This is a genomic window from Streptosporangium sp. NPDC006930, assembly GCF_040635605.1.
In the GTDB taxonomy this organism is placed as follows: domain Bacteria; phylum Actinomycetota; class Actinomycetes; order Streptosporangiales; family Streptosporangiaceae; genus Streptosporangium.
The window spans coordinates 127,249-151,550 of record NZ_JBEYID010000010.1 but is presented as its reverse complement, the minus strand read 5'-3'; the positions used below and the strand labels follow the sequence as shown (position 1 = coordinate 151,550).

Annotated in this window: 25 protein-coding genes, 1 pseudogene and 1 riboswitch; of the genes and pseudogenes, 14 read left to right on the top strand and 12 right to left on the bottom strand. The window is 71.9% G+C overall.

Annotated features, from left to right (window positions below; genetic code table 11):
* Nucleotides 1-106: 106 nt before the first annotated feature.
* Both ABZ664_RS19545 and ABZ664_RS19540 read right to left on the bottom strand, forming a co-directional pair.
* Nucleotides 107-922 (bottom strand): SAM-dependent methyltransferase, encoded by an 816-nt coding sequence (locus ABZ664_RS19545; RefSeq protein ID WP_362511272.1) that lies wholly within the window; start codon nt 920-922, stop codon nt 107-109.
* Between the two features lie 140 nt (nt 923-1,062).
* Nucleotides 1,063-1,566 (bottom strand): ATP-binding protein, encoded by a 504-nt coding sequence (locus ABZ664_RS19540; RefSeq protein WP_362511678.1) that lies wholly within the window; start codon nt 1,564-1,566, stop codon nt 1,063-1,065.
* Between the two features lie 229 nt (nt 1,567-1,795).
* Here ABZ664_RS19540 and ABZ664_RS19535 point away from each other — a divergent pair, with 229 nt between their 5' ends.
* The 3 genes from ABZ664_RS19535 (at nt 1,796) to ABZ664_RS19525 (ending at nt 4,786) form a co-directional block, all read left to right on the top strand.
* Nucleotides 1,796-2,032, top strand: coding sequence for a DUF397 domain-containing protein (locus ABZ664_RS19535; protein WP_362511269.1), 237 nt, complete (start codon nt 1,796-1,798; stop codon nt 2,030-2,032).
* Nucleotides 2,033-2,214: 182 nt separating this feature from the next.
* The gene (locus tag ABZ664_RS19530) at nt 2,215-3,096 is read left to right on the top strand and encodes a helix-turn-helix transcriptional regulator (protein ID WP_362511676.1); all 882 of its coding nucleotides are present in this window, start codon (nt 2,215-2,217) and stop codon (nt 3,094-3,096) included.
* Nucleotides 3,097-3,262: 166 nt separating this feature from the next.
* Nucleotides 3,263-4,786, top strand: a complete 1,524-nt coding sequence (locus ABZ664_RS19525; RefSeq protein WP_362511266.1) for an SDR family oxidoreductase — start codon at nt 3,263-3,265, stop codon at nt 4,784-4,786.
* Between the two features lie 37 nt (nt 4,787-4,823).
* Here the strand turns inward: ABZ664_RS19525 and ABZ664_RS19520 are convergent, their stop codons facing one another.
* Nucleotides 4,824-5,363, bottom strand: coding sequence for a TetR/AcrR family transcriptional regulator (locus tag ABZ664_RS19520; RefSeq protein WP_362511262.1), 540 nt, complete (start codon nt 5,361-5,363; stop codon nt 4,824-4,826).
* Nucleotides 5,364-5,458: 95 nt separating this feature from the next.
* Here ABZ664_RS19520 and ABZ664_RS19515 point away from each other — a divergent pair, with 95 nt between their 5' ends.
* Both ABZ664_RS19515 and ABZ664_RS19510 read left to right on the top strand, forming a co-directional pair.
* Entirely contained in the window at nt 5,459-7,972 is a 2,514-nt protein-coding gene (locus tag ABZ664_RS19515) for a molybdopterin-dependent oxidoreductase (protein ID WP_362511259.1), read from the top strand.
* Between the two features lie 109 nt (nt 7,973-8,081).
* Complete coding sequence (locus ABZ664_RS19510) at nt 8,082-9,005, top strand: FAD binding domain-containing protein (RefSeq protein WP_362511256.1); 924 nt, start codon at nt 8,082-8,084, stop codon at nt 9,003-9,005.
* 89 nt (nt 9,006-9,094) lie between these two features.
* Here ABZ664_RS19510 and ABZ664_RS19505 read toward each other — a convergent pair whose 3' ends face one another.
* Nucleotides 9,095-9,730: an NAD(P)H-binding protein gene (locus ABZ664_RS19505; RefSeq protein ID WP_362511253.1), complete on the bottom strand. Its 636-nt coding sequence runs from the start codon at nt 9,728-9,730 to the stop codon at nt 9,095-9,097.
* Between the two features lie 153 nt (nt 9,731-9,883).
* Here ABZ664_RS19505 and ABZ664_RS19500 point away from each other — a divergent pair, with 153 nt between their 5' ends.
* Nucleotides 9,884-10,270 carry a helix-turn-helix domain-containing protein gene (locus tag ABZ664_RS19500; protein ID WP_362511250.1) on the top strand — a complete coding sequence of 129 codons (387 nt, stop codon included), beginning with the start codon at nt 9,884-9,886 and terminating at the stop codon, nt 10,268-10,270.
* Between the two features lie 268 nt (nt 10,271-10,538).
* Here ABZ664_RS19500 and ABZ664_RS19495 read toward each other — a convergent pair whose 3' ends face one another.
* Nucleotides 10,539-11,012, bottom strand: a complete 474-nt coding sequence (locus ABZ664_RS19495) for a low molecular weight protein-tyrosine-phosphatase (protein ID WP_362511246.1) — start codon at nt 11,010-11,012, stop codon at nt 10,539-10,541.
* Between the two features lie 237 nt (nt 11,013-11,249).
* Between ABZ664_RS19495 and ABZ664_RS19490 the strand changes: the two genes are divergently transcribed.
* The 7 genes from ABZ664_RS19490 (at nt 11,250) to ABZ664_RS19460 (ending at nt 16,135) form a co-directional block, all read left to right on the top strand.
* Nucleotides 11,250-11,828, top strand: a complete 579-nt coding sequence (locus ABZ664_RS19490) for an IS607 family transposase (protein WP_362511243.1) — start codon at nt 11,250-11,252, stop codon at nt 11,826-11,828.
* The gene (locus ABZ664_RS19485; protein ID WP_362511240.1) at nt 11,825-12,076 is read left to right on the top strand and encodes a helix-turn-helix domain-containing protein; all 252 of its coding nucleotides are present in this window, start codon (nt 11,825-11,827) and stop codon (nt 12,074-12,076) included. The genes ABZ664_RS19490 and ABZ664_RS19485 overlap by 4 nt, the downstream gene beginning before the upstream one ends.
* Complete coding sequence (locus ABZ664_RS19480) at nt 12,061-12,477, top strand: RNA-guided endonuclease TnpB family protein (protein WP_362511237.1); 417 nt, start codon at nt 12,061-12,063, stop codon at nt 12,475-12,477. The genes ABZ664_RS19485 and ABZ664_RS19480 overlap by 16 nt, the downstream gene beginning before the upstream one ends.
* 228 nt (nt 12,478-12,705) lie before the next feature.
* A complete protein-coding gene (locus tag ABZ664_RS19475) occupies nt 12,706-13,134 on the top strand; it encodes a TIGR03618 family F420-dependent PPOX class oxidoreductase (RefSeq protein WP_362511234.1) in 429 nt (142 codons plus the stop codon).
* On the top strand, nt 13,127-14,590 hold the full coding sequence (cbiE, locus tag ABZ664_RS19470; RefSeq protein WP_362511231.1) for a precorrin-6y C5,15-methyltransferase (decarboxylating) subunit CbiE: 1,464 nt from the start codon (nt 13,127-13,129) through the stop codon (nt 14,588-14,590). The genes ABZ664_RS19475 and cbiE overlap by 8 nt, the downstream gene beginning before the upstream one ends.
* Nucleotides 14,587-15,330 carry a precorrin-4 C(11)-methyltransferase gene (gene cobM / locus ABZ664_RS19465; protein ID WP_362511228.1) on the top strand — a complete coding sequence of 248 codons (744 nt, stop codon included), beginning with the start codon at nt 14,587-14,589 and terminating at the stop codon, nt 15,328-15,330. Before cbiE ends, cobM begins: the two co-directional genes overlap by 4 nt.
* Nucleotides 15,331-15,337: 7 nt before the next feature.
* Nucleotides 15,338-16,135 (top strand): cobalt-precorrin-6A reductase, encoded by a 798-nt coding sequence (locus ABZ664_RS19460; protein WP_362511673.1) that lies wholly within the window; start codon nt 15,338-15,340, stop codon nt 16,133-16,135.
* Between the two features lie 51 nt (nt 16,136-16,186).
* On the opposite strand, the gene ABZ664_RS19455 is transcribed toward ABZ664_RS19460, so the two are convergent.
* The 4 genes and pseudogenes from ABZ664_RS19455 to ABZ664_RS19440 all read right to left on the bottom strand — a co-directional run bounded on the left by ABZ664_RS19455 (nt 16,187) and on the right by ABZ664_RS19440 (nt 19,055).
* The gene (locus ABZ664_RS19455; RefSeq protein WP_362511224.1) at nt 16,187-16,726 is read right to left on the bottom strand and encodes an ATP-binding cassette domain-containing protein; all 540 of its coding nucleotides are present in this window, start codon (nt 16,724-16,726) and stop codon (nt 16,187-16,189) included.
* Entirely contained in the window at nt 16,699-16,971 is a 273-nt protein-coding gene (locus tag ABZ664_RS19450) for a hypothetical protein (RefSeq protein WP_362511221.1), read from the bottom strand. The genes ABZ664_RS19455 and ABZ664_RS19450 overlap by 28 nt, the downstream gene beginning before the upstream one ends.
* Nucleotides 16,968-18,073 (bottom strand): annotated as a pseudogene (locus tag ABZ664_RS19445) (ABC transporter ATP-binding protein). The gene ABZ664_RS19450 and the pseudogene ABZ664_RS19445 overlap by 4 nt, the downstream one beginning before the upstream one ends.
* 253 nt (nt 18,074-18,326) lie before the next feature.
* On the bottom strand, nt 18,327-19,055 hold the full coding sequence (locus ABZ664_RS19440; RefSeq protein WP_362511218.1) for an alpha/beta hydrolase: 729 nt from the start codon (nt 19,053-19,055) through the stop codon (nt 18,327-18,329).
* Between the two features lie 759 nt (nt 19,056-19,814).
* Here ABZ664_RS19440 and ABZ664_RS19435 point away from each other — a divergent pair.
* A complete protein-coding gene (locus ABZ664_RS19435; protein WP_362511670.1) occupies nt 19,815-20,015 on the top strand; it encodes a helix-turn-helix domain-containing protein in 201 nt (66 codons plus the stop codon).
* 21 nt (nt 20,016-20,036) lie between these two features.
* Here ABZ664_RS19435 and ABZ664_RS19430 read toward each other — a convergent pair whose 3' ends face one another.
* The 3 genes from ABZ664_RS19430 to ABZ664_RS19420 are packed head-to-tail and all read right to left on the bottom strand — an operon-like array spanning nt 20,037 to nt 23,946.
* The gene (locus tag ABZ664_RS19430) at nt 20,037-21,554 is read right to left on the bottom strand and encodes a precorrin-2 C(20)-methyltransferase (RefSeq protein WP_362511667.1); all 1,518 of its coding nucleotides are present in this window, start codon (nt 21,552-21,554) and stop codon (nt 20,037-20,039) included.
* A 20-nt stretch (nt 21,555-21,574) separates the two neighbouring features.
* Nucleotides 21,575-22,201, bottom strand: coding sequence for a precorrin-8X methylmutase (locus tag ABZ664_RS19425; protein ID WP_362511215.1), 627 nt, complete (start codon nt 22,199-22,201; stop codon nt 21,575-21,577).
* Nucleotides 22,198-23,946 carry a precorrin-3B synthase gene (locus ABZ664_RS19420; protein ID WP_362511212.1) on the bottom strand — a complete coding sequence of 583 codons (1,749 nt, stop codon included), beginning with the start codon at nt 23,944-23,946 and terminating at the stop codon, nt 22,198-22,200. Before ABZ664_RS19420 ends, ABZ664_RS19425 begins: the two co-directional genes overlap by 4 nt.
* A 21-nt stretch (nt 23,947-23,967) precedes the next feature.
* A riboswitch (cobalamin riboswitch) is annotated at nt 23,968-24,163 on the top strand.
* The last annotated feature ends 139 nt before the right edge of the window (nt 24,164-24,302 follow it).

The following is a 24,302-nucleotide window of genomic DNA, read 5'->3' as shown; positions in this document are numbered from 1 at the left end:
GTTCTCACCTCCGCTGTTGCCTGCGACATTAGAGAATCGCGCGTCGCGTGAACAGATGCCGAGGCGCCATGAATGCCGGCAAAACTCGACGATTTCCCAAAAAAGCCTACTCTTTTCGCGCGACTCCGCCGACGACCCAGACGGCATCCGGCCGGTGGGGCATCGCGCCCTCCGGCCGCCATTCGGGAATGTAGACGACGCCCGGTTCGACCGGCTTCAGCCCGTCGAGGAAGAGTTCGACCTCGGCCTTGGTGCGCAGGTTCGCACGGCGGGGACCGGTGATCGACCCGCTGTCCTGGAAGAGGGTGGCGAGCCGCGCGGTCCTGTCCGGGCACAGATCGGAGACCGCGTGGGAGAGGGCCATGTAGCTGCCCGGTGCGACGGCCTTCTGCAGGGCGACGACGGCCTGCATCGCCTCGACGTCGTCGGAGAGGTCGGTCAGGACCGAGAAGAGCAGGATCGCCACGGGCTCGTCGAGGTCGATCAGGTCGGTGAGGCCGGGATGTGCCAGGAGCCGCTCGGGGTCGCGCATGTCCGCCTCGACGACGACGGCCGGGCTGTCGTCCTTCAGGAGGGCCTGGGCGTGGACGACGACCATCGGGTCGTTGTCGACGTAGACGACCCGCGCCTCGGGCGCGATGCCGCGCAGGATCTGGTGCACGCTGCCCTGGGTCGGCAGGCCGCAGCCGATGTCGACGAACTGGCGGATGCCGGCCTCGACCAGGAAGCGCACGACGCGGTCGAGGAATCTGCGCCCTTCCCGCGACATGGCAGGGAGTTCGGGGGCGATGGAGAGCGCCACCTGCGCGGCGGTCCGGTCGCTGGCGAAGTTGTCCTTGCCGCCCAGGAAGTAGTCGGATATCCGGCCCGCGTTCGGGATCGTGGGATCGAACCTGAGGCGCTCAGGTTGTGACGACGCCATGGTGTCCTCCGTCCGGCATGCGGTTCCAGCGGACATTATCGACCTTCTGCCCACAGGGTGATGTGTTTTCTGTCTGAGCCTCCTTCCACTCGGGTAACTTTCCCGGCACTCGACCGTCGGTGACGGGCTCTCGCGTGTCGTCAGTGGCAGGCTTCCAGGTGGCGTTCTCCTGCCGAGGGCAGGGCGAAGGCCGCCCACACCGCCTTGCCCCGGCTCTCCAGCGGCGCCCAGCCCCACGTCTCGCTGACACCGTCGACCAACTGGAGTCCCCGGCCGTTCTCCGCCTCGTAGTCGGGCTCGCGCAGGCAGGGGCCCTGGTCACTGGGGTCGGTGACCGCGCACAGCACCGAGCGCTCGGTGTGGCAGAGGATCACCCTGACCTCGGGGAAGGAGCGGGCGTGCGCGACACCTCGCGTGCCGTGGCGTACGGCGTTGGTCACGAGTTCGGAGACCACGATGCCGGTGTCGTCGATCAGCGGCTCCAGCTCCCAGGTCCTCAGCGCTTTGGTGGTGAACTCGCGGGCGGTCCGCGCCGCGCACGAGTCGTAGCGGAGGCTGCGGACGGCCATCTGTAACTGGCCGACGTGGTCCTCCCTACCGGCCCAGGGGGGCAGGCCGCTCGGGGGGAGCAGGTGATTAAGCATCGACAACCACCGTTCCCACCCTCCGATCTCAGCTCGGATGGGTGTGGCTTCGTGTCTTCGGTAACCAGTCATCGGCGACCTTGGGGAGGGGACGATCGTGTGGCGAGGTTGATCCGTCTGCCATCTTGCCCTCCGTAATGTGCATAGGCAAGTACAGATGCACGTGCATCTGCACAAAAAGCCCTACACTCGGAGTGTTGTTTCCCTCCCTAATCGGTGAGAGGCGAGGATGAACCAGCTGTACAACGGCATGTCGGCCGCCCTGATGCACGGTGTCGTGTGGCGCAAGAGCCACTTCAGCAACCCCAGCGGCAACTGTGTGGAACTCGCGGAACTGCCCGACGGCAGGGTCGCGATGCGCAACTCCCGCGACCCCGAAGGCCCCGCACTGATCTACACCCGCCGCGAGGCCGACGACTTCGTCCGCGGGGTGAAGAGCGGGGAGTTCGACGACCTGATCAATTGAAGATCCGCCACTGTGATTGAAAGATAAAATCTTCTATGGTCTGAGCGCGGCGAGCGGAGTACCGTGAAGGCTCGCGATCGCCACAAAGAGTGGGCGCAGGATCGCGTTCCGCGCCCGAAGGACTGCAGATGATCACACCAAGCGCCGACGGCCGGCCGGTCGGTCCACCCTCTGCGGCCTCCATGACCTCCATGGCCGCACCGCGGGGTAGCTCCACCGTGCTGCGGATCGTCCTGGGCGCACAGCTCCGCCGCCTGCGCGAGCAGCGGGGCATCACACTGGAGGAGGCGGGGCACTCCATCCGCGCCTCGCACTCCAAGGTCAGCCGCATGGAGCTCGGCAGGGTCAGCTTCCGGATCAGGGACGTGGCCGACCTGCTCACCCTGTACGGGGTGACGAGCGACGCCGATCGTGAGCCGTTCCTCTCCCTCGTAGAGAAGGCCAACCTCGCCGGCTGGTGGCACAACTACAACGACGTGCTGCCTCCCTGGTTCGAGACGTACGTGGGCCTGGAGGAGTCGGCCAGCGGCATCCGCAACTACGAGGTCCAGTTCGTGCCCGGCCTGCTGCAGAGCGAGGGCTACGCGCGGGCCGTCGTCCGGCTGGGCTTCCCCTCGGCCTCCCCCGAGGAGCTGGACCGCAGGGTGAAACTGCGCATGGCACGCCAGCGACTGCTGCACCGCCCGGACCCGCCCCATCTGTGGGCCGTGCTGGACGAGGCCGTGCTGCGCCGACCCCTCGGCGGGGCCGAGGCGATGTGCGAGCAGATCGACCACATCCTGCGCGCGCTCGAACTGCCCAACGTGACCGTCCAGATCGTGCCCTTCAGCGTCGGCGGCCACGCCGCGGCCGGGGGCCCCTTCAGCATCCTGCGCTTCTCCCAGCCCGACCTGCCGGACATCGTCTACATGGAGCAGCTCACCAGCGCCGTCTACCTGGAGAAGCGCGACGACGTCGACAGCTACCTGGAGGTCATGGAGCGCCTGTGCATCGAGGCCGAGCCGGCCACGCGCACCCGTGAGATCCTCCTGGAGATCCGCGAGGAGTTCCAGCGGAGGCTCTGAGCCGGAAACGGCGGGTACGGAACGGCGGCGGGGGAACGGTGGGCTGGAAACGTCGGCCGGGGAACGGCGGGCCGAAGGCGCGGTGAACGCGTGGCCGTGAGCCCGTGCGCGGCACATGAAAGGGTCCGGCCGCAACCGCCGGGCGGCGCCGTACGAAAATGTACGCATGAGATGTCTCGTGACCGGCGCGACCGGATACATCGGCGGGCGGCTCGTTCCCGAACTGCTGGACGCGGGGCACGAGGTCCGCTGCATGGTGAGGTCGGCAGGCCGCCTGCGCGACCAGCCCTGGGTCTCCCGGGTCGAGGTCGCCCAGGCCGACGCGGCCGACGCCGAGCAGGCGGCGAAGGCCCTGGAGGGCATCGATGTGGTCTACTACCTGATCCACACGATGGGCGGGGGGAGCGGCTTCGCCGCCGCCGACCGCGAGGCGGCCACCACCTTCGCCGCCGCGTGCGAGCGCGCCGGGGTTCGCCGGGTCGTCTATCTCGGCGGCCTCGCGCCGGACGAGAGGCTCTCGCCGCACATGCGCTCCCGCGTCGAGGTGGGGGAGATCTTCCTGCGCTCCTCGGTGCCCGCGGTGGTGCTGCGGGCCGCGGTCATCATCGGATCGGGCTCCGCCTCCTTCGAGATGCTGCGTCACCTCACCGAGCGGCTGCCCGTGATGACGACGCCGCGGTGGGTGGGCACCAGAACGCAGCCCATCGCGATCCGCGACGTGCTGCGCTACCTCGTGGCCTGGGCCTCCGTCGAGGAGGAGGTGAACCGTTCCTTCGACATCGGCGGCCCGGACGTGCTCACCTACGCCGACATGATGCGGGTCTACGCGGAGGTCGCCGGGCTGCCCCGCAGGCTGATCATCCCGGTCCCGCTGTTGAGCCCCGGCCTCTCCAGCCACTGGGTGGGGCTGGTCACCCCGGTCCCGGCGAGCCTGGCCCGCCCGCTGGTGGAGTCGCTGCGCAACGAGGCCGTCTGCGGCGAGCACGACATCGCCCGCTACGTCGAGGACCCGCCAGGCGGGCTGATCGGGCTGAGGCGGGCGGTCGAACTCGCCCTCCAGCGCGTCAAGGAGGCCAAGGTCGTCACCCGCTGGTCCTCGGCCTCCACCCCCGGGGCGCCGAGTGACCCGCTGCCCACCGACCCCGACTGGGCGGGCGGCAGCCTGTACGTCGACGCGCGGGCCCGTCGGGTCGACGCCTCCCCCGAGGCTCTGTGGGCGGTGATCGAGTCCGTCGGCGGCGAGGTGGGCTGGTACTCCCTGCCCCTGGCCTGGAGCCTGCGCGGTCTGCTCGACCGGCTGGTCGGTGGCGTGGGCCTGCGCAGGGGGCGTCGCGACCCCCGGCGGCTCTGGGTGGGCGACTCCGTCGACTTCTGGCGGGTCGAGGAGATCGAGCCGGGGCGCCTGCTGCGGTTGCGCGCGGAGATGCGCCTGCCCGGCCTCGCCTGGCTGGAGATGCGGGTGCTCACGTACCGGGGTGAGACCGTCTACGGTCAGCGGGCGATCTTCCACCCTCGCGGTCTGGCCGGGCACCTCTACTGGTGGTCGGTCGCGCCCTTCCACAGCCTGGTCTTCGGGCCGATGCTGCGCAACGTGGCGAGGGCCGCCGAGCGCGGCGGCCGGTCCGTCTCGCGGCCCTCCCCGGCCGGTGCTCCCCGTGACGGCGACCCGAGGGACGCCGTCCCTCTCTGACCCTCTCTGCCCCCCTCCGGCCATCCGCGGCCGCTCGTCACCGTTCGCCGGGATCCACGAGGACGTCGACGACATCGGAGTATCCGATCCCCTTGTGGGAGAACTGTCCCGCCACCGCGAGTTCCGCGAGGCCGTGGGCGGTCGAGAACAGGGCCATCACCCTGGCCTTGGGCACCGGCCCCTCCCAGGGTCCCTCCATGCCGAGCGCGGTCATCACCTGGTCGATCGCCGTCTCCAGATCCGGGTGGTGCCCGACGACGAACTCCGAGGCGAACACCAGCCGGTATTCCTCGGGGTGCGCGACGGCGTACTCGACGTAGCTCAGGTAGAAGGCCCGCAGCCGGTCGCGCGGGGCCTCGGCCGCCAGGACCGCGGCGGCGACGTGCGCGCTGAGATCGGCGATGACCCGGACGGCGAGCGCCGCGAGCAGGGCGGTCTTGTCGGCGAAGTGCCGGTAGGGGGCCGTACGGGACAGGCCGGCCAGGTCGCCGACGGCGCGTAGCGTCACGGCGTCGAGGCCCTCCTCGCGCAGTAGTCTCAGCGCGCTCTCGACCAGGCGGGTCCTGGTGCCGTCCACCACGTGGATCCCCTTTCCGGGCAGGCTGTGTTGACAACGTCAACGTATCTGGTTGACACTGTCAACATAATGTTGACGACGTCAACTGGAGAGTTATGAAGATAACGGTAAACGGGCTGCCCGCCACGACGGAGGCCGGCCCCGACGACGCCGCCGTGGACGTCCTGCGCGACGGTCTCGGCCTCACCGGCGCCAAGGCCGCCTGCCGTACCGGGGTCTGCGGCGCGTGCACGGTCATGGTGGACGGCGTGCCCCAGGCGAGCTGCCTGCTGCCGTCCGCCGCGCTGGAGGATCGCGAGATCACCACCGCGGAAGGGCTCGACCACCCCGTCCAGCGGGCCCTCGCCGTCCACGACGGCCTGCAGTGCGGTTACTGCACGCCCGGGTTCGCGGTCGAGGGCGCGGCCTTCGTCGACGCCTGGCGCGCCGAGCACGGCGACGTCGCGCCACCGCGCGAGCGGATCGCCGCGGCCCTCGCCGGTCACCTGTGCAGGTGTGGCGCGTACGAGGGCATCTACGCCGCGATCGCCGCCGCCTGCCGGGGAGAACACGACGGCGCCGCGGGGACACCCGCCAGGGTGGAGGCGATGGACAAGGTCGCGGGCCGCGCTCGCTACACGACCGACGTGCGCCTCGAAGGCCAGCTGGAAGGCGTGGTCATCCGTTCCACGAGGGCACACGCCCGCGTCACCTCGGTCACGGTGGACGCAGCCCACGTGGTCGACCTGCTGCCGCCCGACCGCACCGTCCGCTACGCGGGCCAGCCCGTCGCCGCCGTCGCCGCCCCCACCCGCCGCGAGGCACTGGCGATCGCGGAGGCCGCCGAGATCGGCTACGACCCGAGGCCCGCCGCGCTCGACGACGCGCCGGACGCCCCGCCCGTCTACGACGAGGAGTCCAGAAAGCACGTCCCCAGCTCCAGTGAGGGGATGGAACTGCCCGGTGCCTGGAACGGCAACGTGCGTGGTCCCTTCACCAGGGCGAGCTGGCGCGGGCGCACCGCCGCCAAGCGGATCGAGGCCGCCAGGCGCGACGCCGACCCCCGCCTGGTGACCGGCACGTTCACCACCGCCGTGCAGGTCCACACCCCGCTGGAACCGCACGCCTGCGTCGCCCACTGGGACGCCGAGGGCGACCTGCACCTGCACCTGTCCACCCAGACCGTGACCATCGCCGCCGAGCAGGCCGCCAAGCGGTGGGACCTGCCGGTCGAGCGGGTCCACATCGTCGCCGACCACGTCGGAGGCGGTTTCGGGGCCAAGGTCGGCGTCACCGTCGAGACGATCGCCGCCGTCGAGCTCGCCCGGGCCCATGGTGCGCCGGTGCGCGTGGTGCTCAGCCGAGCCGAGGAGCTCACCGACGCGGGCAACCGCCCAGGCACCCGCACCACCGTCGAACTGCTCACCGACGACCGGGGCGACCTCGCCGCCCTCACCATGGACGTCCACGGGCACGGCGGCGTGGCCATCGGGTCGGCCGTCGCGCTGATGGCCCGCCTCGTGTACGGCACCGCGCCCCGCAGGCTCCGCGACTACGACGTGGTCACCAACGAGCCGCCGGGCACCCCGTTCCGCGGGCCGGGGGCACCCCCCATGCTCTGGGCGCTGGAGCAGGCGGTGGACGAGGCCGCCCACCGCAGGGGCGAGGACCCGATCGCGCTGCGGCGCCGCTGGGACGGCAACCGCAAACGGCACGCGCTCTACGACCTGGCCGCGGCCCTGCCCGAGTGGACGTCCAGGCCGCCCACCGGCTCCCAGACGGGGCGTTTCCGCCGGGGCGTCGGGGTGGCCGCCGCCAACTGGCTCTACATGGTCGACCCCGCCACGGAGGTGGAGCTGCGCGTCGAGGGTGACGTGGTCGTGGCCTCGACCGCGACCCAGGACATCGGGACCGGTGTCCGCACCGTCATCGCCGGCGTCGTGTGCGAGGAGCTCGGACTGCCCGCCGAGCGCGTCCGCGTCGAGATCGGCAGGACGGGCACCGTGCACGGGCCGCCCTCGATCGGCAGCCGCACCACGGCCTCGGTGGCCCCCGCCGCGCGCGACGCCGCGCGGCGCCTGCGGAAGCTGGGCATGACCGACGGCGCCAGGGTCGTGGGCGGGCGCCGCCGCGACCGGCGCGGCTACGTCACCCCCTTCCCGATGAGCGGCATGGCGATCGGCCGGGGGTTCAGCGGTTCCGTCCACGTCACCGAGGTCGAGGTCGACACCCGCCTCGGCACCGTCAGGCCGCTTCGGGTGTGGGCCGGGATCGCGGCGGGTCACATCTACGCCGAGCGGCCGGCGCGCAGCCAGTGCGAGGGCGGTGTCGTGCAGGGCATCGGCTACGCCCTGTACGAGGAGCGGCTGGTCGACCCGGTCACCGGAAACGTGCTGACCGCCAACCTCGACGACTACCGCATCCCCGGCATCGGCGACACCCCCGAGATCACCGTGCACTTCCACCGCGACGGGTGGGACCACGTCAACGGCAACGGCGTCGGGGTCGGAGAGATCTCCACGGTCGGCGTGGCCGCCTCGGTGGGCAACGCCGTCCACAACGCCACCGGCTGGCGCCCCCACGACCTGCCCATTCGTCCCGACCGGCTCCTCGAAGGGATCACCCGTTGACCCCCTCCGCGCGGACGTGGCCGGACCCGTACCCGGATCCCGGGAGGGGGCGGCCGACGGCCACCTCCCTGGAGCACACCCCCCGGATCCCCACACTGGAAGGCGTTCGATGACCGTACTCACCGACCTCGGCGAAGCCGTACGGCGCGGGGGCGAGTTCCGCGCCGGAGGCACCGACCTGATGGGCCGCCGGGCGGCCGGACCGCACGTGGACCTGCGAGGCCTGCCCGATCTGTCCGGCGTGACCTGGCAGCCGGACGGCTCCGTCAGGATCGGCGCGCTCACCACGGTCTCGCGGGTGGCCCGCGACGCGCGCCTCGGCGCCGCCCACCCCTGCCTGGCGCTGACGGCGGCAGGTCTGGCCACACCCCAGATCCGGGAGGTGGCCACCGTCGGGGGCAACCTGCTGCAGCGCAACCGCTGCGCGTACTTCCGCAACCCGGCCTTCTCCTGCCACCAGAACGGCGGCGACCACTGCCCGGCCCGCGCCGGGCTCTCCCCGAACGCCGCGATCCTCGACAGCGGCCCGTGCGTCGCGCCGCACCCGTCGTCGCTGGCGGTGGCCCTGCTCGCCTGCGACGCCTCCGCCGAGACGCACGGCAGGGCCCCGTTCCCCATCGCCGACCTGTACGGAGACGGCTCCGACCCCTCCCGGGACCACCTGCTTGACCCGGGGGAGATCCTCACCTCCGTCGTCCTGCCGCCGCCCGTTCCCGGGGAGCGGGCCGCCTACCACCGCGCGATCGGCAGGTCCGAGGCCGAGTGGCCGCTGGTGGAGGCCGCGGCGCGGCTGGGCGCCGACGGCGGGAGGATCACCTTCGCCAGGGTGGCCGTGGGAGGTGTCGCCCGCGTCCCCGTACGCCTGCCCGAGGTCGAGGAGGCACTCATGGCGGGCGAGCCCCTCGACCGGGCGGCCGGACTGGCGGCCGCCCGGTGCGCTCCGGCGGCCCGCAACCACTACAAGATCGCGCTGCTCGCAGGGACCGTCCTGGAGGTCCTGGAACGCGCGAGCGGAACCGGCGAGACCCGCTGAGTGGGGCCGGCGCCCCTCCGTGCCGTCCGGGCGCGGCGGTGGCGCCGGTGGGACGCCTCCCCCCGTACGCTCGACGACCTCCTCTTCCGTCAGGCCGCCTCGACGCCGAGGTGCGTGCGGTGGTGCTTGGGGGCGTCGATCTCGTCGAGCAGCGCGATCGCGAAGTCGGCGTAGGAGATGCGGCCGGCCGCCTCGGCGGGGGCCACGCGGTAGCGGCCGGTACGGGTGCCGCGGTGGTCGAAGTCACCGGCCGGGCTGACGACCAGCCAGTCGAGCGCGGCGGGGGCGGTGCGCAGCACCTCGTTTCCGGCCGCGTGCCCCAGGTAGAACGACCGGTACTCCTGCGGGTAGCCGGGCGTGTCCATGAGGAGCGTCCCCGAGGCGGTCTCCAGCACCGACGCCAGGCCGACCACCAGCAGCCTGGTCACTCCCGTCCTCGTCAGCCCGTCGAGCAGGGCGCGGGCGGCGTCGGCGAAGAAGACCTCGTGCGCCGCGCCCGCGTCGTAGACGGAGCTGATCGCGGCGTCGTGACCCTCGGCGAGCCGCGCGACGCCGTTCGCGTCCGTGACGTCGCCGGCGACGAGCCGTACGCCGTCCGTCGCCAGGTCACTGTGCCCGGCCGGGTCACGCACGACCGCGGTGACCTGGTGACCACGCCGGAGAGCCTCGTGGACGGCCGCCCGGCCGCCCCTGCCGCCGGCACCGAAGACGATGATCCTGCTCATTCGCACCCCTCGCGTCCAGGGCCGGACCTGATCGCCGGCCGCTGCCGGGAGGGTAACCGGGCAGCTGGTTACCATCGGGATACCCGGCCACCGGGTGGTTCGGTGTGACGGTCGGCGGTGTTCCCCGACGGGATCCCCGGCTACGGTGGAGCGGTGACAGAGCCCCTCGATCCGGATATGTTCGACCCGGTCTGCCCGTCCGATCTCACGCCCATCCGTTTCGGTGACAAATGGGCAGGGATGATCATCCGCTGTCTCGAGGACGGGCCGCGGCGGTTCTCCGAGCTTCGCATCCCCCTGCGCGGCATCACCGCGAAGGTGCTCACGCGGTCGCTCCGGACACTCGCGCGCGATGGCCTGATCGTGCGCACCGCCCATCCCGCGCAGAGGGTCGAGTACGCGCTGACGCCGCTCGGCCGCAGCCTGCTCGAACCGATGAACGCCGCGTGCGCCTGGGCGCAGGAGCACTGGGAGGAGCTCCTCGACGCCCGAGAGGCGTCCTCCGCCGCTCCGCCGTACGGGCTCGGCCGTACGGGGTAGGTGCCCGGCGGATCCAGGGGGGCCGGTGGCGCGGGCAGGCGAGGTCGGTGCCTCCGGGAAGCGTCCCGGAGGCACGACGCCAGGATGGGCCACTCCTGGAACGGCATCATGAGCGGGACGGGCGCGCCGGGGCCAGGGCCATCTCATGAGTGACGGGGGTCAGTTTGTGATCTACTTTGTAAAGGCGATGGGGCGGTGAAAATCCTCCGCCTGAAGATCTAAACCCTTCGCCGGTCATGGAGGCGAACGCGGAACCGGCGGGGAGACCTCACCTCAGGGTGGTCGCCAGGTGCTTGGCGAGTCCCTCGGAGGCGGCCTTGACCATCTCCAGCACCTCGGTGAAGCCCTCGCGCTCGCCGTAGTAGGGGTCGGGCACCTCGGCGCCCTCAGGGGCGGCGGGATCGAAGGAGCGGAACAGGCGCACGTCCGCGCCCGCTGGGGCGAGGCGGCGCAGGGCGCCGAGGTTGTGGGCGTCCATGGCCAGCACCAGGTCGACCCGGTCGTACCAGTCGCTCAGGAACTGCCTGGCCCGGTGCTCCGAGCCGTCGTAGCCGTGGTCGGAGAGCGTCTCGGCGGCCCGCGCGTCCATCGGGCCGCCCTGGTGCCAGCCGCCGGTGCCCGCGCTGTCGACCGTGACGAGGTCACCGAGGCCGTGGTCGTCGAGGGTTCTCCTCAGTACGACCTCGGCCATGGGGGAGCGGCAGATGTTTCCCAGGCACACCACGCATATGTGATAACTCATGCTTATCAGGATGCCGCCTGCCCGGGGTGCGACGGCAGGGAGAACGGCCACTTCCATGTCGATTGCCGGTCGATCGGCTCCCGGCGGAGTGGCGCGCGGGATCCTGCGGGGCCGCGAGGGGGAGCGTGATCACCCCTGGCCGGTGACCGGGTCCGGAGGCGGACGCGGCTCGGGGTTAGCAACTGCTCAAGATTTTATAGACAAACATAGTCATGTATAGCCGTGTATCATGGATGCGTGAAGCTTTCGGAGTGGGCGCGCCGGCAGGGCGTGAGTTATCAGACCGCTTGGCGGTGGGTGAAGGACGGCAAGATGCCCGTACCCGTCCGCCAGGCGCCCTCCGGCACGTGGATCGTCGAAGAACCACTCAAGCATGTTTCCGGCCACGTGGTCGCGTACTGCCGGGTTTCGTCGGCGGATCAGAAACCGGATCTTGACCGGCAGGTCGCTCGCGTTGTCACCGAGGCCGCAAAGCGTGGCCTGCCGGTGGGCGAGGTCGTCACTGAAGTCGGCTCCGGCCTGAACGGCAAGCGCCGCGAGTTGCACCGCGTTCTGTCCGACCCGCGAGCCACCGTGATTGTCGTGGAACACAAAGACCGCCTCGCCCGGTTCGGTGTCGAGCACCTGCAAGCCGCCCTGTCCGCAACCGACAGGAAGCTGATCATCCTCGATCCGCGGGAGAACACCGACGACCTGGTGCGCGACATGACCGACATGCTCACCTCCATGTGCGCCCGCCTGTACGGGCAACGGGCGGCGAAGAACCGTGCCGCCAGAGCCATCGCCGCAGCGACCGCGAATGAAGGCCAACGATGAAATTCGAGCCGCGGCCCGGTTTCGTGGTTCAGGCATATCGGTTCGCCCTGGACCCGAACGCGACCCAGGAGGCCGCGCTGCGTTCACACTGCGGCGCGGCCAGGGCCGCCTACAACTGGGCTGTCGGCTGGGTGTCGGCGGCGTGGTGGCAGCGTAAGGCCGAGTCCACCTACGGCATCGGGGACAGAGACCTTCGCAACGCTGGCTCAAGGCCAACGCTGAACGCAACCGGGTGCACCACCGCGTGAGCAACCTGCGCGCTAACGCGCTGCACAAGCTCACCACCGGCATCCGTGCCGAGTACGGCACGGTGGTGGTTGAAGACCTGAACGTCGCCGGTATGCTCCGCAACCGGCGCCTGGCACGCAAGATCGCTGACGCCGGGTTCGGGGAGATCCGGCGTCAGCTCACCTACAAGGGCCAGTGGGCAGAGGGCCACACTGTCGTGGCGTCGCGCTGGTACCCCTCCTCCAAAACCTGCTCGGGCTGCGGCGCGGTGAAAGCCAAGCTGCCGCTGCACGTTCGAGTGTTCGACTGCGACAACTGCCCCCTTGTGATGGATCGGGACGAGAACGCAGCCCGAAACCTTGCCGCCCTCGCGGCGACCTGCACCACTGGTACCGGAGTGGCCGGAGACCAGGGAGCGTAAGCTCCGAAACCGCGTGGAGCCGACCAGAAGACCCGCGCTACCACCCGCAGCCGCAAGGCCACGGGTGGGCGGGCAGGTGGCGCAAAACCGACCCATGGTCGGAAGGAAACGCGAGACCGTACTCAGGACACCGAAGCGCAGCCCGCGCTCTGGTGACACCGCGACGGACCTTCCGGGCCGTAATGCCCGGATTACTGATATCCGACTACGGAATCAGCAACGGCTAGCATGTCGCCCGGTAGAGCGGAATCGGGGAAGGGTCGGCTGTTGAAGGATCTCGGGGAGGACCTCCGCGCGTTCTGGCGGGAGCGTCATCTGTGCACGATGACCACCGTGCGCGCCGACGGCACGCCGCACGTCGTTCCGGTGGGGGTGACGCTGGACGCCGACTCGGGGATCGCGAGGGTGATCACCTCGGGTGGCTCGCACAAGGTTCGCCATGTGCTCGCGGCGGGTGACGGTGGGGCGGCCGTCGCGGTCTGCCAGGTGGACGGGCGCCGCTGGTCGACCCTGGAGGGGCGTGCGGTGATCCGTACCGACCCCGAGTCGGTCGCCGACGCCGAGCGCCGCTACGCCGAGCGTTATCGGGTGCCGAGGGAGAATCCCGCCCGTGTCGTGGTCGAGATCCGCCTCACCCGGGTGCTGGGCAATGTCTGAGCCCCCCTCCGCCGATTCCACCGCCGTCGATCCCGTCGATCCCGCCGTTGTCGTCGTCGGGATCGGAGACGACGGCTGGGCCAGTCTGTCGCAGGCGGCGCGACGCGAGCTGCGCGCCGCCGAGGTTCTGATGGGTAGCGCCAGGCAACTGCGGCTCGTCCCGGAAACCGGCATCGAACGCGCTGCCGGGTACGGTGGCGAGTCGGAGGTCGGGCATGGCACCGGCTGCGGTGTCGAACGCGCTGCCGGGCACGGTGGCGAGCCGGGAACCGAACCCGGTGGCGAGCACGGTGCGGGGTTCGGTGGCGAGTCGGGCGTCGGGCAGGAGGCCGAGCCCGGTGTCGACTCCGGTGTCGGCTGCGGTGTCGAGCGCGTCGTCTGGCCCTCGCCGCTCCTGCCCGCGCTGCCCGCGCTGCTCGCCTCCCACCGGGGCCGCAGGGTTTGCGTACTGGCCAGCGGCGACCCCATGTTCCACGGCATCGGCACGACCCTGGTGCGGCTGCTCGGCGCCGGGCGGGTGCGGGTCCTGCCACACCCGTCGTCGGTCTCCCTCGCCTGCGCGAGGCTCGGGTGGGCGGCCGACCGTGTCGAGGTGGTCAGCCTCGTGACGCGTCCCGTCGAGGTGCTGCATCCGGTCGTCCACGAAGGGCGTCGCGTCCTGGTCCTCAGCGCCGACGGCCGGACTCCGGCCCGGGTCGCAGGGCTGCTCGCCGCCCGAGGTTACGGCGCGAGCACGGTGACGGTCATGGAACGGCTGGGCGGCGCCGGGGAACGCGTGGTCTCGGGTAGGGCGGACACCTGGTCGCCGCCCGTGACCCACGATCTCAACGTCGTCGCCGTGGAGTGCCGCGCCGACGCCGGGACCGTCGCGCTGCCGCGCCTTCCCGGCCTGCCCGACGAGGCGTTCGAGCACGACGGGCAGCTCACCAAGAGCGAGGTGCGCGCGGTCACCCTGTCCCGGCTGGCTCCCGTTCCCGGAGAGCTGCTGTGGGACGTCGGCGCGGGGGCGGGCAGCATCGGCATCGAGTGGATGCGCGCGCATCCGGACAACCGGGTCGTAGCGGTGGAGTCGCGTCCGGACAGGGCGGCGGTGGTGGCACGCAACGCCGCGGCGCTGGGCGTTCCCGGTCTTGACGTGGTGACCGGTGTCGCTCCGGCCGCGCTCGCCGGGCTGGAGACGCCCGACGCGGTCTTCGTCGGCGGCGGGGTGACGGTTGCCGGGATGGTGGAGGCGTGCTGGGAGGCGCTGAGGCCGGGGGGCAGGCTGGTGGCGAACGCGGTGACCGTCGAGTCCGAGGCGGTCCTGGCCCGCTGGCACGGCAGGCTCGGTGGCGACATGGTCCGGCTCGCGGTCAGCAGGACCTCCCCGGTCGGTGGTTTCACCGGCTGGCGGCCCATGATGCCCGTCACGATCTGGGCCGTGCTCAAGCCGCCCGCCCTGGAGGAGAAGCGATGACGGTACGTTTCATCGGCGCCGGGCCGGGCGCCGCGGATCTCATCACCGTGCGGGGAGCGCGGGCGATCGCGTCCGCACCGGTGTGCCTGTACGCGGGATCGCTGGTCCCGGCCGAGTTGCTGCAGTCGTGTCCGCGGGGCGCGCGGCTGGTCGACACCGCGAGGATGACCCTGGAGGAGATCGTCGCGGAGATGGTCGCCGCTCACGGGGCGGGGGAGGACGTGGCCAGGCTGCATTCCGGTGACCCGTCGGTGTTCAGCGCGATGGCCGAGCAGATGCGGCGGCTCGACGCAGAGAAGGTGCCGTACGAAGTGATCCCGGGGGTGCCCGCCTTCGCCGCGGCGGCGGCGTCGCTGGGGCGTGAGCTGACGGTGCCCGGGGTGGGGCAGACGGTGGTGCTGACCCGCACCTCGGTGCGCTCCACTTCCATGCCCGAAGGTGAGGACCTCGGCACGCTGGGCCGTAGCCGGGCCACGATGGTCCTGCACCTGGCGGTGCAGCGGATCGAGGCCGTCGCGGCGGAGCTCGTCCCCAACTACGGTGCCGACTGCCCGGTGGCCGTGGTGGCGAGGGCGAGCCGCGACGACGAGGTGATCCTGCGCGGCACCCTGGCCGACATCGCCGGGCAGGTCCGCGACGCGGGGATCCTCCGCACCGCGGTGATCGTCGTCGGACGTGTGCTGACCGCCTCGGAGTTCCCCGACAGCCACCTGTACTCCGACGCGCGCTGCCGTGACTGACCCCGCGCTGAAGGTCCTGATTCTGGGGGGCACCGACGAGGCCAGGCGGCTGGCCGCCGCGCTCGCCGATCGCCCGCGGACGCACGTGGTGTCCTCGCTGGCGGGCCGGGTACGTGATCCGAAGCTGCCGGTGGGGGAGGTGCGCGAGGGGGGTTTCGGCGGTCCCGGCGGGCTCGCGGCGTGGCTGGCGGAGCACGGCGTCCAGGTCGTCGTGGACGCCACGCACCCGTTCGCGGCCAGGATGAGCGCCTCGGCGGCCGAGGCGGCGGCCCGTACGGGCCTGCCGCTGCTGATCCTGCGACGGCCCGGCTGGCAGGCGGCTCCCGGTGACGACTGGCGCTGGGTGCCCTCTTTGGAGGCCGCCGCCGAGTTGCTGCCCTCGCTGGGGGAGCGGGTGTTCCTGACCACAGGACGCCGTAGCCTGCCGGCCTTCGCGGGTCTCGACGGGCAGTGGTTTCTGGCCCGTTCGGTGGACCGGCCGGGGCCGGTGGTGCCGCGACGTCTGGAGGTGCTGCTGAGCCGGGGGCCGTTCACGGTGGACGGCGAGCTGGCGCTGATGCGCGAGCACCGGGTGGAGGTGCTGGTCACCAAGGACAGCGGCGGTGAGATGACCACCGCGAAGCTGCTCGCCGCTCGCGAACTCGGGTTGCCGGTCGTGATCGTGCGCCGTCCGCCGCTGCCGGAGGGGGTGGCCTCGGTGGCGACCGTCGAGGCGGCGCTCGCCTGGCTGGAGAGCGCGACCGGTCCCGCTGCGGGTGCGGGGGGCGGTTCGGGGCGTCGGCTCCGGCGTGCCGGCGAGCTGTGAAGGCCGGTCGGCGTGGCGGTCCCGTGACAGGGGGTGGCGTGATGGGCCGGCTCATTCGCTCGCCGTCGGTGCCATGGAGATCTCCCAGAAGTCGGCGTAGCGGCCACCGCGGCGCAGCAGGTCGTCGTGGTGGCCCTCCTCCACGATCCGGCCGTCCTGCAGGAGGACGACGCGGTCGGCGCGTTGGACGGTTCGCATCCGATGTGCCACCATCACCACCGTCCGGCCCGCCATCAGGCGTTCGATGCCGTCGTTGACGGCCGTCTCGTTCGCCGGGTCCAGGGCGGAGGTCACCTCGTCGAGCAGCACGATGGGCGCGTCCTTCAGCAGTGCTCGCGCGATCGAGACCCGCTGGCGTTCGCCGTTCGAGAGCAGTGTGCCGCCCTCGCCGACGTTCGTCGCCCATCCGTTGGGCAGTCGCTCGATCACCTCGTCCAGTCGCGCCGCGATCGCCGCCTGTCGCACCTCGGCCTCTTCGGCGTCGGGGCGGCCGAGACGTACGTTGTCCTCGATGGTGCCGTCGAAGAGGTAGACGTCCTGGAAGACGATGGCGATGCGTTCCATCAGTGTCTCGGTGCGGATCGCGCGCATGTCCACGCCTCCCACGCGCACGGCGCCCTCGGCCACGTCATCGCGTAGACCGTGACCGCGGCGCCGAACGCGGTGAGCCAGGGCCAGGCGTCGGCGGCTTCGCCTCCGAACAGTGCTCGTAGCACGGGGACCAGCAGCGCGTAGGACAGGCCTTCGGCTATCGCGGTCGTCGTCATCAGGGCCACGGTTCGTCGCATCGGCCGGGCGTACTCGTGTCCGAGTACGCGCAGCAGTGTTCGGATCATCGGGGCTCGTCTCCTCGCGGTGCGCCGTCGTGGGGTTCGATCGTGTCGGCGGTGGCGGATCGGCGGGACCGCCAGAACGCGGCGAACTTTCCTTCGCGTTTCAGCAGGTCGACGGGCCTGCCGTGTTCGGCGATCGTCCCGTTCTCCAGCACCACGACGGTGTCGGCGTCGGCGACCGTCTCCGGGCGGTGGGCGATGATCAGAATCGTCCGATCATCGCCCAGGGTGGCCAGGGCTCGGCGCACCGCCTGTTCGGTCCGCGGGTCGGCGAAGGCGGTCGCCTCGTCGAGCACCAGGACGGGGGTGGCGGCGAGCAGGGCGCGTGCGATCGAGATCCGCTGCGCCTCTCCGCCAGAGAGTTCGGCGTCTTCGCCGATCACCGACTCGTATCCGTTCGGCAGTTGGAGAATTCGATCGTGGATGTTGGCGAGCCGGGCGACGCGGATCACGTCCTCGCGGTCGGCGTGCGGTACCGCCAGCGCGATGTTGTCCGCGACCGACGCGCGCAGCAGGCGGACGTCCTGGAAGACGAAGGAGATCAGCCGGTGGAGTTCCCGGCCGTCGATCTCGCGGAGGTCGACTCCGCCCAGGAGGACCGAACCGTGGGTGGGTCGAAGAAGCGGGGCAACAGCCGGACCAGCGTTGACTTTCCGCTTCCCGAGGGGCCCACGATCGCGGTGACCGTTCCGGGTTCGAGTACCAGGTCGATCCCGCGCAGCACCTCGTGGTCGTCGGTGTAGGCGAATCGGACGTCGCGCAGTTCCACCCGGTGTCCTCGCGGCGTGACCGGGTGCACGGCGCCGACGTCCTGTCCCACCGTCTTCGTCAGCTCTCCGGTCCTGCGCCGGGAGAGCCAGCCGATCGGTACGCGTCCCAGTCGTGCGGCCAGTCGCCGGCGAAACGACAACTGCACCTGGTCGTCGAGAACGTGTCCGATCGCGGCCGACGCGGCGGTGAACAGCAGCCGGACGAGCAGGCCGGCCGCGCCCGCGATCACGATGGTCCGGATATGGGCGTGGTCGATCGGTCCGGGCGAGAGCAGGGTGCGGCCCAGTTCGACGACTGCGAGCAGCGGTGCCAGGCCCGCGACGGAGCCGATCATCCGCAGGAGGACGACGGCGGCGAAACTCCATCGGTAAGGCCGCAGCAGCTCTGCCAGGCCAGGTCCGGCATCGGCCTCCGGTGGTGGGGTGGACCGTTTCTTCGCCGTGGCGACGGCGGTGGCGTTCATCGCCCTCCCGTCTTCGTCGATCGTGTCGTGACCGGCGCCCGGTCGGTGGGGGCCGGTGGTCGACGGTGGTGGTCGACGGTGGCCGGCAGGCGAGTCCGGTCGGCCACCGTCGGTCGCGAAGGTCTCACTCGGCCAGGGCACGGCGCAGGGCCGCGGCGAGCTCGGCCAGTTGCCGCTGCGAGATCTCGGCGGACAGGATCGCCTGCGATCCGTGGAAGGTGCCGGGCCACTGGTGCAACTCGACCGAGACGCCCGCCTCCAGCAGGCGCAGCGCGTAGCCGATCTCCTCGTCGCGGTTCGGGCAGAACTCCGCGGTGGCGATGTAGGCGGGGGGCAGACCGGACAGATCGGTGGCGCGCGCCGGGGCGGCGTACGGCGAGGCGGGTGTGGAGCCCAGGTAGTGCCGCCACGCCGCGGTGACCTTGTCGCGGGTCATCCAGGGCGTGTCGGTGAAGTGCCGCGCCGACCACGTCTGCTGCCGGTCGTCGAGGCCGGGCTGGTTGAGCAGCTGGAAACGGATTCGCGGCCCTTGCTGGTCTCGCGCCCGCAGCGCCACCGCGGCCGCGAGCCCCGCGCCGGCGCTGTGACCTCCGACCGCGATCCGCTCCGGGTCGATGCCGAGTTCGGCCGCGTGCTCGGATGCCCAGGTCAGCACGGCGTAGGTGTCGTCCAGGGCGGCGGGAAAGCGGTGTTCGGGGGCGAGGCGGTAGTCCACCGAGATCACCACCGCGCCGGCGCCGTCCGCGAGCCGGACGGCCCACGCGTGTTCGGTGTCGAGGTCGCCCATGACGAATCCGCCGCCGTGCATCCAGACGATGGCGCCTTGGGCCCGGGAGGGGCGATAGATCCGCACCGCCACATCCGGGTCGGCGGGTGGACCTTCCGGCACTCGCGCGGGCCTCGGCGGGCCTGGCCGAGTGCGTGACCGGGATCCGGCTGCACGGTGCGGGGCGGGTGTTTCGCATGTCGCCCGACGGCAGTCAGGTGCCCGCCCCGGCGCCGCCGGTGTCCACCATGATGATGCCGATCACACTCGACGGGGAGGAGATCGGCACGGTGTGGCTGGAACGCCCCGGCCCGCCCGGACCTCTCGACGAGCTGCTGCTGGACCGCCTCGCGATCGCCGCCGCGGCGGTCGTGGAGAGGTACGGCCCGGCCCGCACCACCATGGCCGATCCCGCGCTCGTCGAGCTGGTGATCAGCTCCGACAGCGATGAGGCCGCCAGGGCACGAGCCCTGCGACTCCTGGGTTTCGCCGCCGACCTGCCGATCCGCGTCATCGCGGTGCGGTCGCGGCGTCCGCTCGACCAGGTCGGTGGCCTGGTCTGCCCGGCCCGTCCGGTGAAGGCGGCGCCGGTCGCCGACGTGGGCGTCATCCTGGCCACCACCGTGGATCCGGCCGGGTTTCCGGCGGGCGTACGCGCGGGCATCGGTGCCGCGGAAAGCCCTGACCGTTCCTGGAGGGAGGCCCGCACCGCCCTTCGCTTCACCACCGCGCGCCGGCCGGTCGTCCACCACGACGACCTGGGCGCTCTGGCGCTGCTCGCGCGGATACCCCCGGACGCCGCGCGAGACAACGCCGACGTGAGCGCGATCGCCAGACTGGCCGGCAATCCGGAAGATCTGGACACCCTGCGCCTACTGCGCCACCGGGTCCCTACGCCGGGCCGCCGACCTTCTCCACCTGCACCACAGCAGCGTCTCCCGCCGACTCGAACAGATCGGAAAGACCCTGGGCGTCGAACTCACCGAGCCCGCCGGGCTGATGCGGGCCGGACTCGCCCTCACCACGTGGCGGCTCCTCGACGACTGAGGAGGAGCCGCCACGTCCGGGTCAGGCGGGATAGCGGCGGGGGGTGAACACCACCCGGTCGCCGTCACCTCGCTCGACCACCCGCGTGGTGGACGAGCCCACCAGCAGCAGGCAGCGCATGTCGATCGTGCCGGGGTCCAGGTCGCCGAGGGTGGTGACGGTCATCTGCTCTTCGGCCCCGCCGACATCGCGGCCGACGACCACGGGCGTCTCCGGCGCCCGGTGCTCGAGCAGCAGGTCCCGCGCGGCGGCCACCTGCCAGGTACGGCTCTTCGACGCCGGGTTGTAGAGGGCCAGGACGAGATCGGCCTTCGCCGCGGCGCTGATCCGCTCGGCGACCACCTCCCAGGGTTTGAGCAGGTCCGACAGCGACAGCACGCAGTAGTCGTGGCCGAGGGGCGCACCGGCCCTGCTCGCCACCGCGTGCGCCGCGGTCAGGCCGGGCAGCACCCGTACCGGCACGTCCGCGAACCTCGGCTCGCACGCCACCTCCAGCACCGCGCTGGCCATCGCGAACACCCCGGGGTCGCCCGAGGAGACCACGGCCACCCTCGACCCGGCCGCGGCCAGTTCCAGCGCGTGCGCGGCCCTCTCGGCCTCCACCCGGTTGTCGGTGGGGTGGCGGCGCTGGCGCGGGTTGGGCGGGACGCGGTCCAGGTAGGGGCCGTACCCGACGAGTTCGTCGACCTCGGCGAGCGCCTCCTGCGCCTGCGGGGTCAGCCACGGACGCCCGGCGGGGCCGAGTCCCACCACGACCACCTCGCCGCGCGTCCTCGCCTCGCCCGGTGTCCCGGTTACGGCGGCGGGCGCGGGGTTCGACGCGTTGACGGGGCTCGGGATCAGCGCCAGCGAGAAGTACGGGACGCTGCCGGGGTCGACCTCGGCCAAAGGCGCCAGGCGCTGCTGTCCGGTGGTGGCGCGCTCGACGTACCAGGCCTCGTCGAGACGCCCGGCCTCGGCCAGCGCGTCGCGGACCTTGGTGAAGGTACGGCCGAGCTTCAGCACCGCGGCCGAGTCGGTGGCCGCCAGGCGCTCGGCGAGCACCTCGGCGGGAAGCGTCCCCGGCAGCACGGTCAGGACCTCGTCCCGCTCGACCAGTGGGCGTCCCAGCACCGCCGAGGCACCGCTCACCGACGTCACGCCCGGCACGACCTCGGTGACGTAGCGGTGCGACAGACGCTTGTGCATGTGCATGTACGAGCCGTAGAAGAGCGGGTCGCCCTCGCACAGCACCACCACGTCGCGTCCGGCGTCCAGATGGGCGGCCAGCCGCACCGCGCAGGCGGCGTAGAAGTCGTCGATCGCCCCCTGGTAGCCGCCGGGGTGGTCGGTGGTCTCGGTGGTGAGCGGGTAGATGAGCGCCTCCTCGACCTGCCCCTGCCGCAGGTAGGGGGCGGCCACCGAGCGGGCGATGCTGCGGCCGTGGCGGGCACTGTGGAAGGCGATCACGTCCGCCTGGCCGATCAGGCGGGCGGCCTTGACGGTCACCAGCTCGGAGTCACCGGGGCCGAGCCCCACGCCCCACAGCCGTCCGGTCACGCGTGCGTTCACGTCGTCGCTCATTCGTCCTCGCTCGCCATCGCGTTGACCGCGGCGGCGGTCATCGCGCTTCCGCCTCGGCGTCCGTTCACGACGAGGTATTCCAGCCTCGCCGGGTGCTCGGCGAGGGCCTGCTTGGACTCGGCGGCGCCGATGAAGCCGACCGGGACGCCGAGCACGGCGGCCGGGCGGCCCGCGCCCTCCTCGACCATCTCCAGCAGCCGGAACAGCGCGGTCGGCGCGTTGCCGATCGCGACCACCGAGCCCTGGAGCCTGTCGCGCCACAGCTCCAGCGCCGCGGCGCTGCGGGTGGTGCCCAGCTGGGCGGCGAGCTCCGGCACCCGGGGGTCGCCGAGGGTGCAGATCACCTCGTTGCCTGCGGGGAGGCGTCGCCTGGTCACCCCCGAGGCGACCATCATGGCGTCGCAGAGCACCGGGGCGCCCGCCTGGAGCGCCTCGCGCGCCGAGGCCACGACACCGGGCGACCAGCGCAGATCGCCCACCAGGTCGACCATCCCGCAGGCGTGGATCATACGGACCGCGACCCGGGCGACGTCTGCGGGCAGGCCGTCCAGGTCGGCTTCCGCGCGGATGGTGGCGAAGGAGCGGCGGTAGATCTCCGCGCCGTCGCGGACGTAGTCGATCACAGTTCCCCTCTGGCGGCCGCTACCGCGGCCGCGGTCTCCTCGATGCCGGAGCAGGTCAGGGCGGTGCCGTCCAGTTCCAGGCGGTAACCGTCACCGGTGGCGATCATGTCCGCGACCCGTCCCCTCGGGCGGCCACAGCGCCTGGCGCAGCCCGCCCAGTGCACGGGGAGCGTATCGGTGCCCGGCCCCATCGTGGACGGCGGGGCCACGAACGGTTCGCTCCCGGACGGTTCGCCCCTGGACGGCTCACTCCTGGACGGTGAGGCCACGCCGAGTTCGTCCCCGGACGGTGAGGTCGTGGACGGTTCGCCCTTGGACGGCGGCTCACCCCCGGGTGGCGAGGCCGTGGAGGGCTCGCTTCCGGAGAGCTCTCCTCCGGAGAGCTCGCTTCCGGACGGCGAGGTGAAGCCGATGGCGGTGGCGGCGTCGGCCTGGACGTCGGCGAGGGACTTGGCGCAGCCGGGGCGGCCGGTGCAGGCCGTCACACCGATCCAGGGGGAGGCGGGGTCGACGACCAGTCCGGCGGCCTCCAGGCGGGCGGCCGTGCCCGTGACCTCGGCGCGGTCCAGGCCGGGCAGGACCACACCGCGCCATGGCGTGAGCCGGATCTCCCCGCCCGAGGCGGCGTCGGCGAGCATCGATGCCAGCGCGGAGGTCAGCCGCCCCAACGGGATCGCCACCCCGAGCGCCGCCCGCGTGCCCTCGTTTTCCGGACCGCCCGTGTCCCTGTCTCCGTGGCCTGCGGCGTCTCCGGGACCCGCCTCTCCTGTGGCGCCGGTTCGGTTCCCCGGCCCGTCCGAGCTCTCGACGACGCCGACCGGCCCGGAGGTCACGACGCGCGGTCTCACCGGTTCGAATGGGGGTGTGTCGGGGAGTCCGAGAGTGGTTCGTATCCGGGCGGTGATCAGGGGGGGGCCGTCGGGAAGTTCGGCGATCCGCCAGGCGGTGACGTCCCGGGTGGCCAGCTCGTCGAGGAACGCCTCGGCGGCGGCGAGCAGGACGGTCACGGCTTCGTCGAGCGGTACGCGCAGGCCGGTGTCGGTTCCGGCGAGGAGCAGCGCCGCCTCGTCCGGCGCCGTGGGCAGGATCGTGGCGTCCGCGCCCAGGCCGGCCACGTCCCCCCGGCCGTCGTCGAGGGCGAACATGAACCGTCCCGGCAGGGCGGCGAGGGCCGGGCGAGCACACAGCCGTCGATCCAACTCGCCGATCAGAGGGGTGACGTCGGCGATCCCACGGCCGTCCGGATGGTTCGTCCCTTTCATGCCGTTCGGTCCGTTCGGCCTGCTCGGCTCGTCGATTCCGCCTGATCCAGCCGGTCCAGGTGGTCCGTCGAGTTCGCTCGGTTCGGCCGGTCCAGCCGGTCTGTCGAGTCGGGCCGGTCCGGCCGGTCCGGCCGGTCCGTCCACTCCGGTCAGGGGGGAGGCGAGGATGTTGCGGATCCGCTCGTGTGTCGCCGAGGGCAGCAGACCCGCTCTCGCCATCCTTGCGGCGAACCCGTTTCCCGTACCGCTTCCTGGATCCTCCGGCCCGAGACCGCGTACCTGGACGTTCGCCCGGGAGGTGAGCTCGATGACGCCGGTGCCGTACGCCGTGGCGGCGTCGGCGAGTTCGCGCAGCTGGGAGGGGGTGAGACGACCTCCGGGTACGCGGACGCGGGCCAGGCCGCCGTCCGCGGCGGCGTGGACCTGGAGCGCTCCGGGGCACGCGTCGAGTCGCGATCGTCCGGAAAAGTCGGCAATGGACACTCAGAGGATGTTAATGCCAGTTTCTTGCAATGCCCCGGACTGCCGTAGTGTCATCGATGGCGACGGCAAGGGAGGAAGCCGGTGTGAATCCGGCGCGGTCCCGCCACTGTAACCGGGGAGCGAACCCCACCCGGGCCACTGTCCGACGAAGGACGGGAAGGCCGGGGTGAGCACCGATCCGGGAGCCAGGAGACTCCAGCCGTCGTGGCCGACGACGACCCGGGGCGAGGACCCCGAGGGAGGAAGCTCCGTGCGCTCTTCGCCGTTCCCCCGTTACACCGCGACATCGCCGTTCCCCCGCTACGACGCGGCATCGTGGTCTTCCCGTCACGACGCGGCATCGGGGTCGCCACATC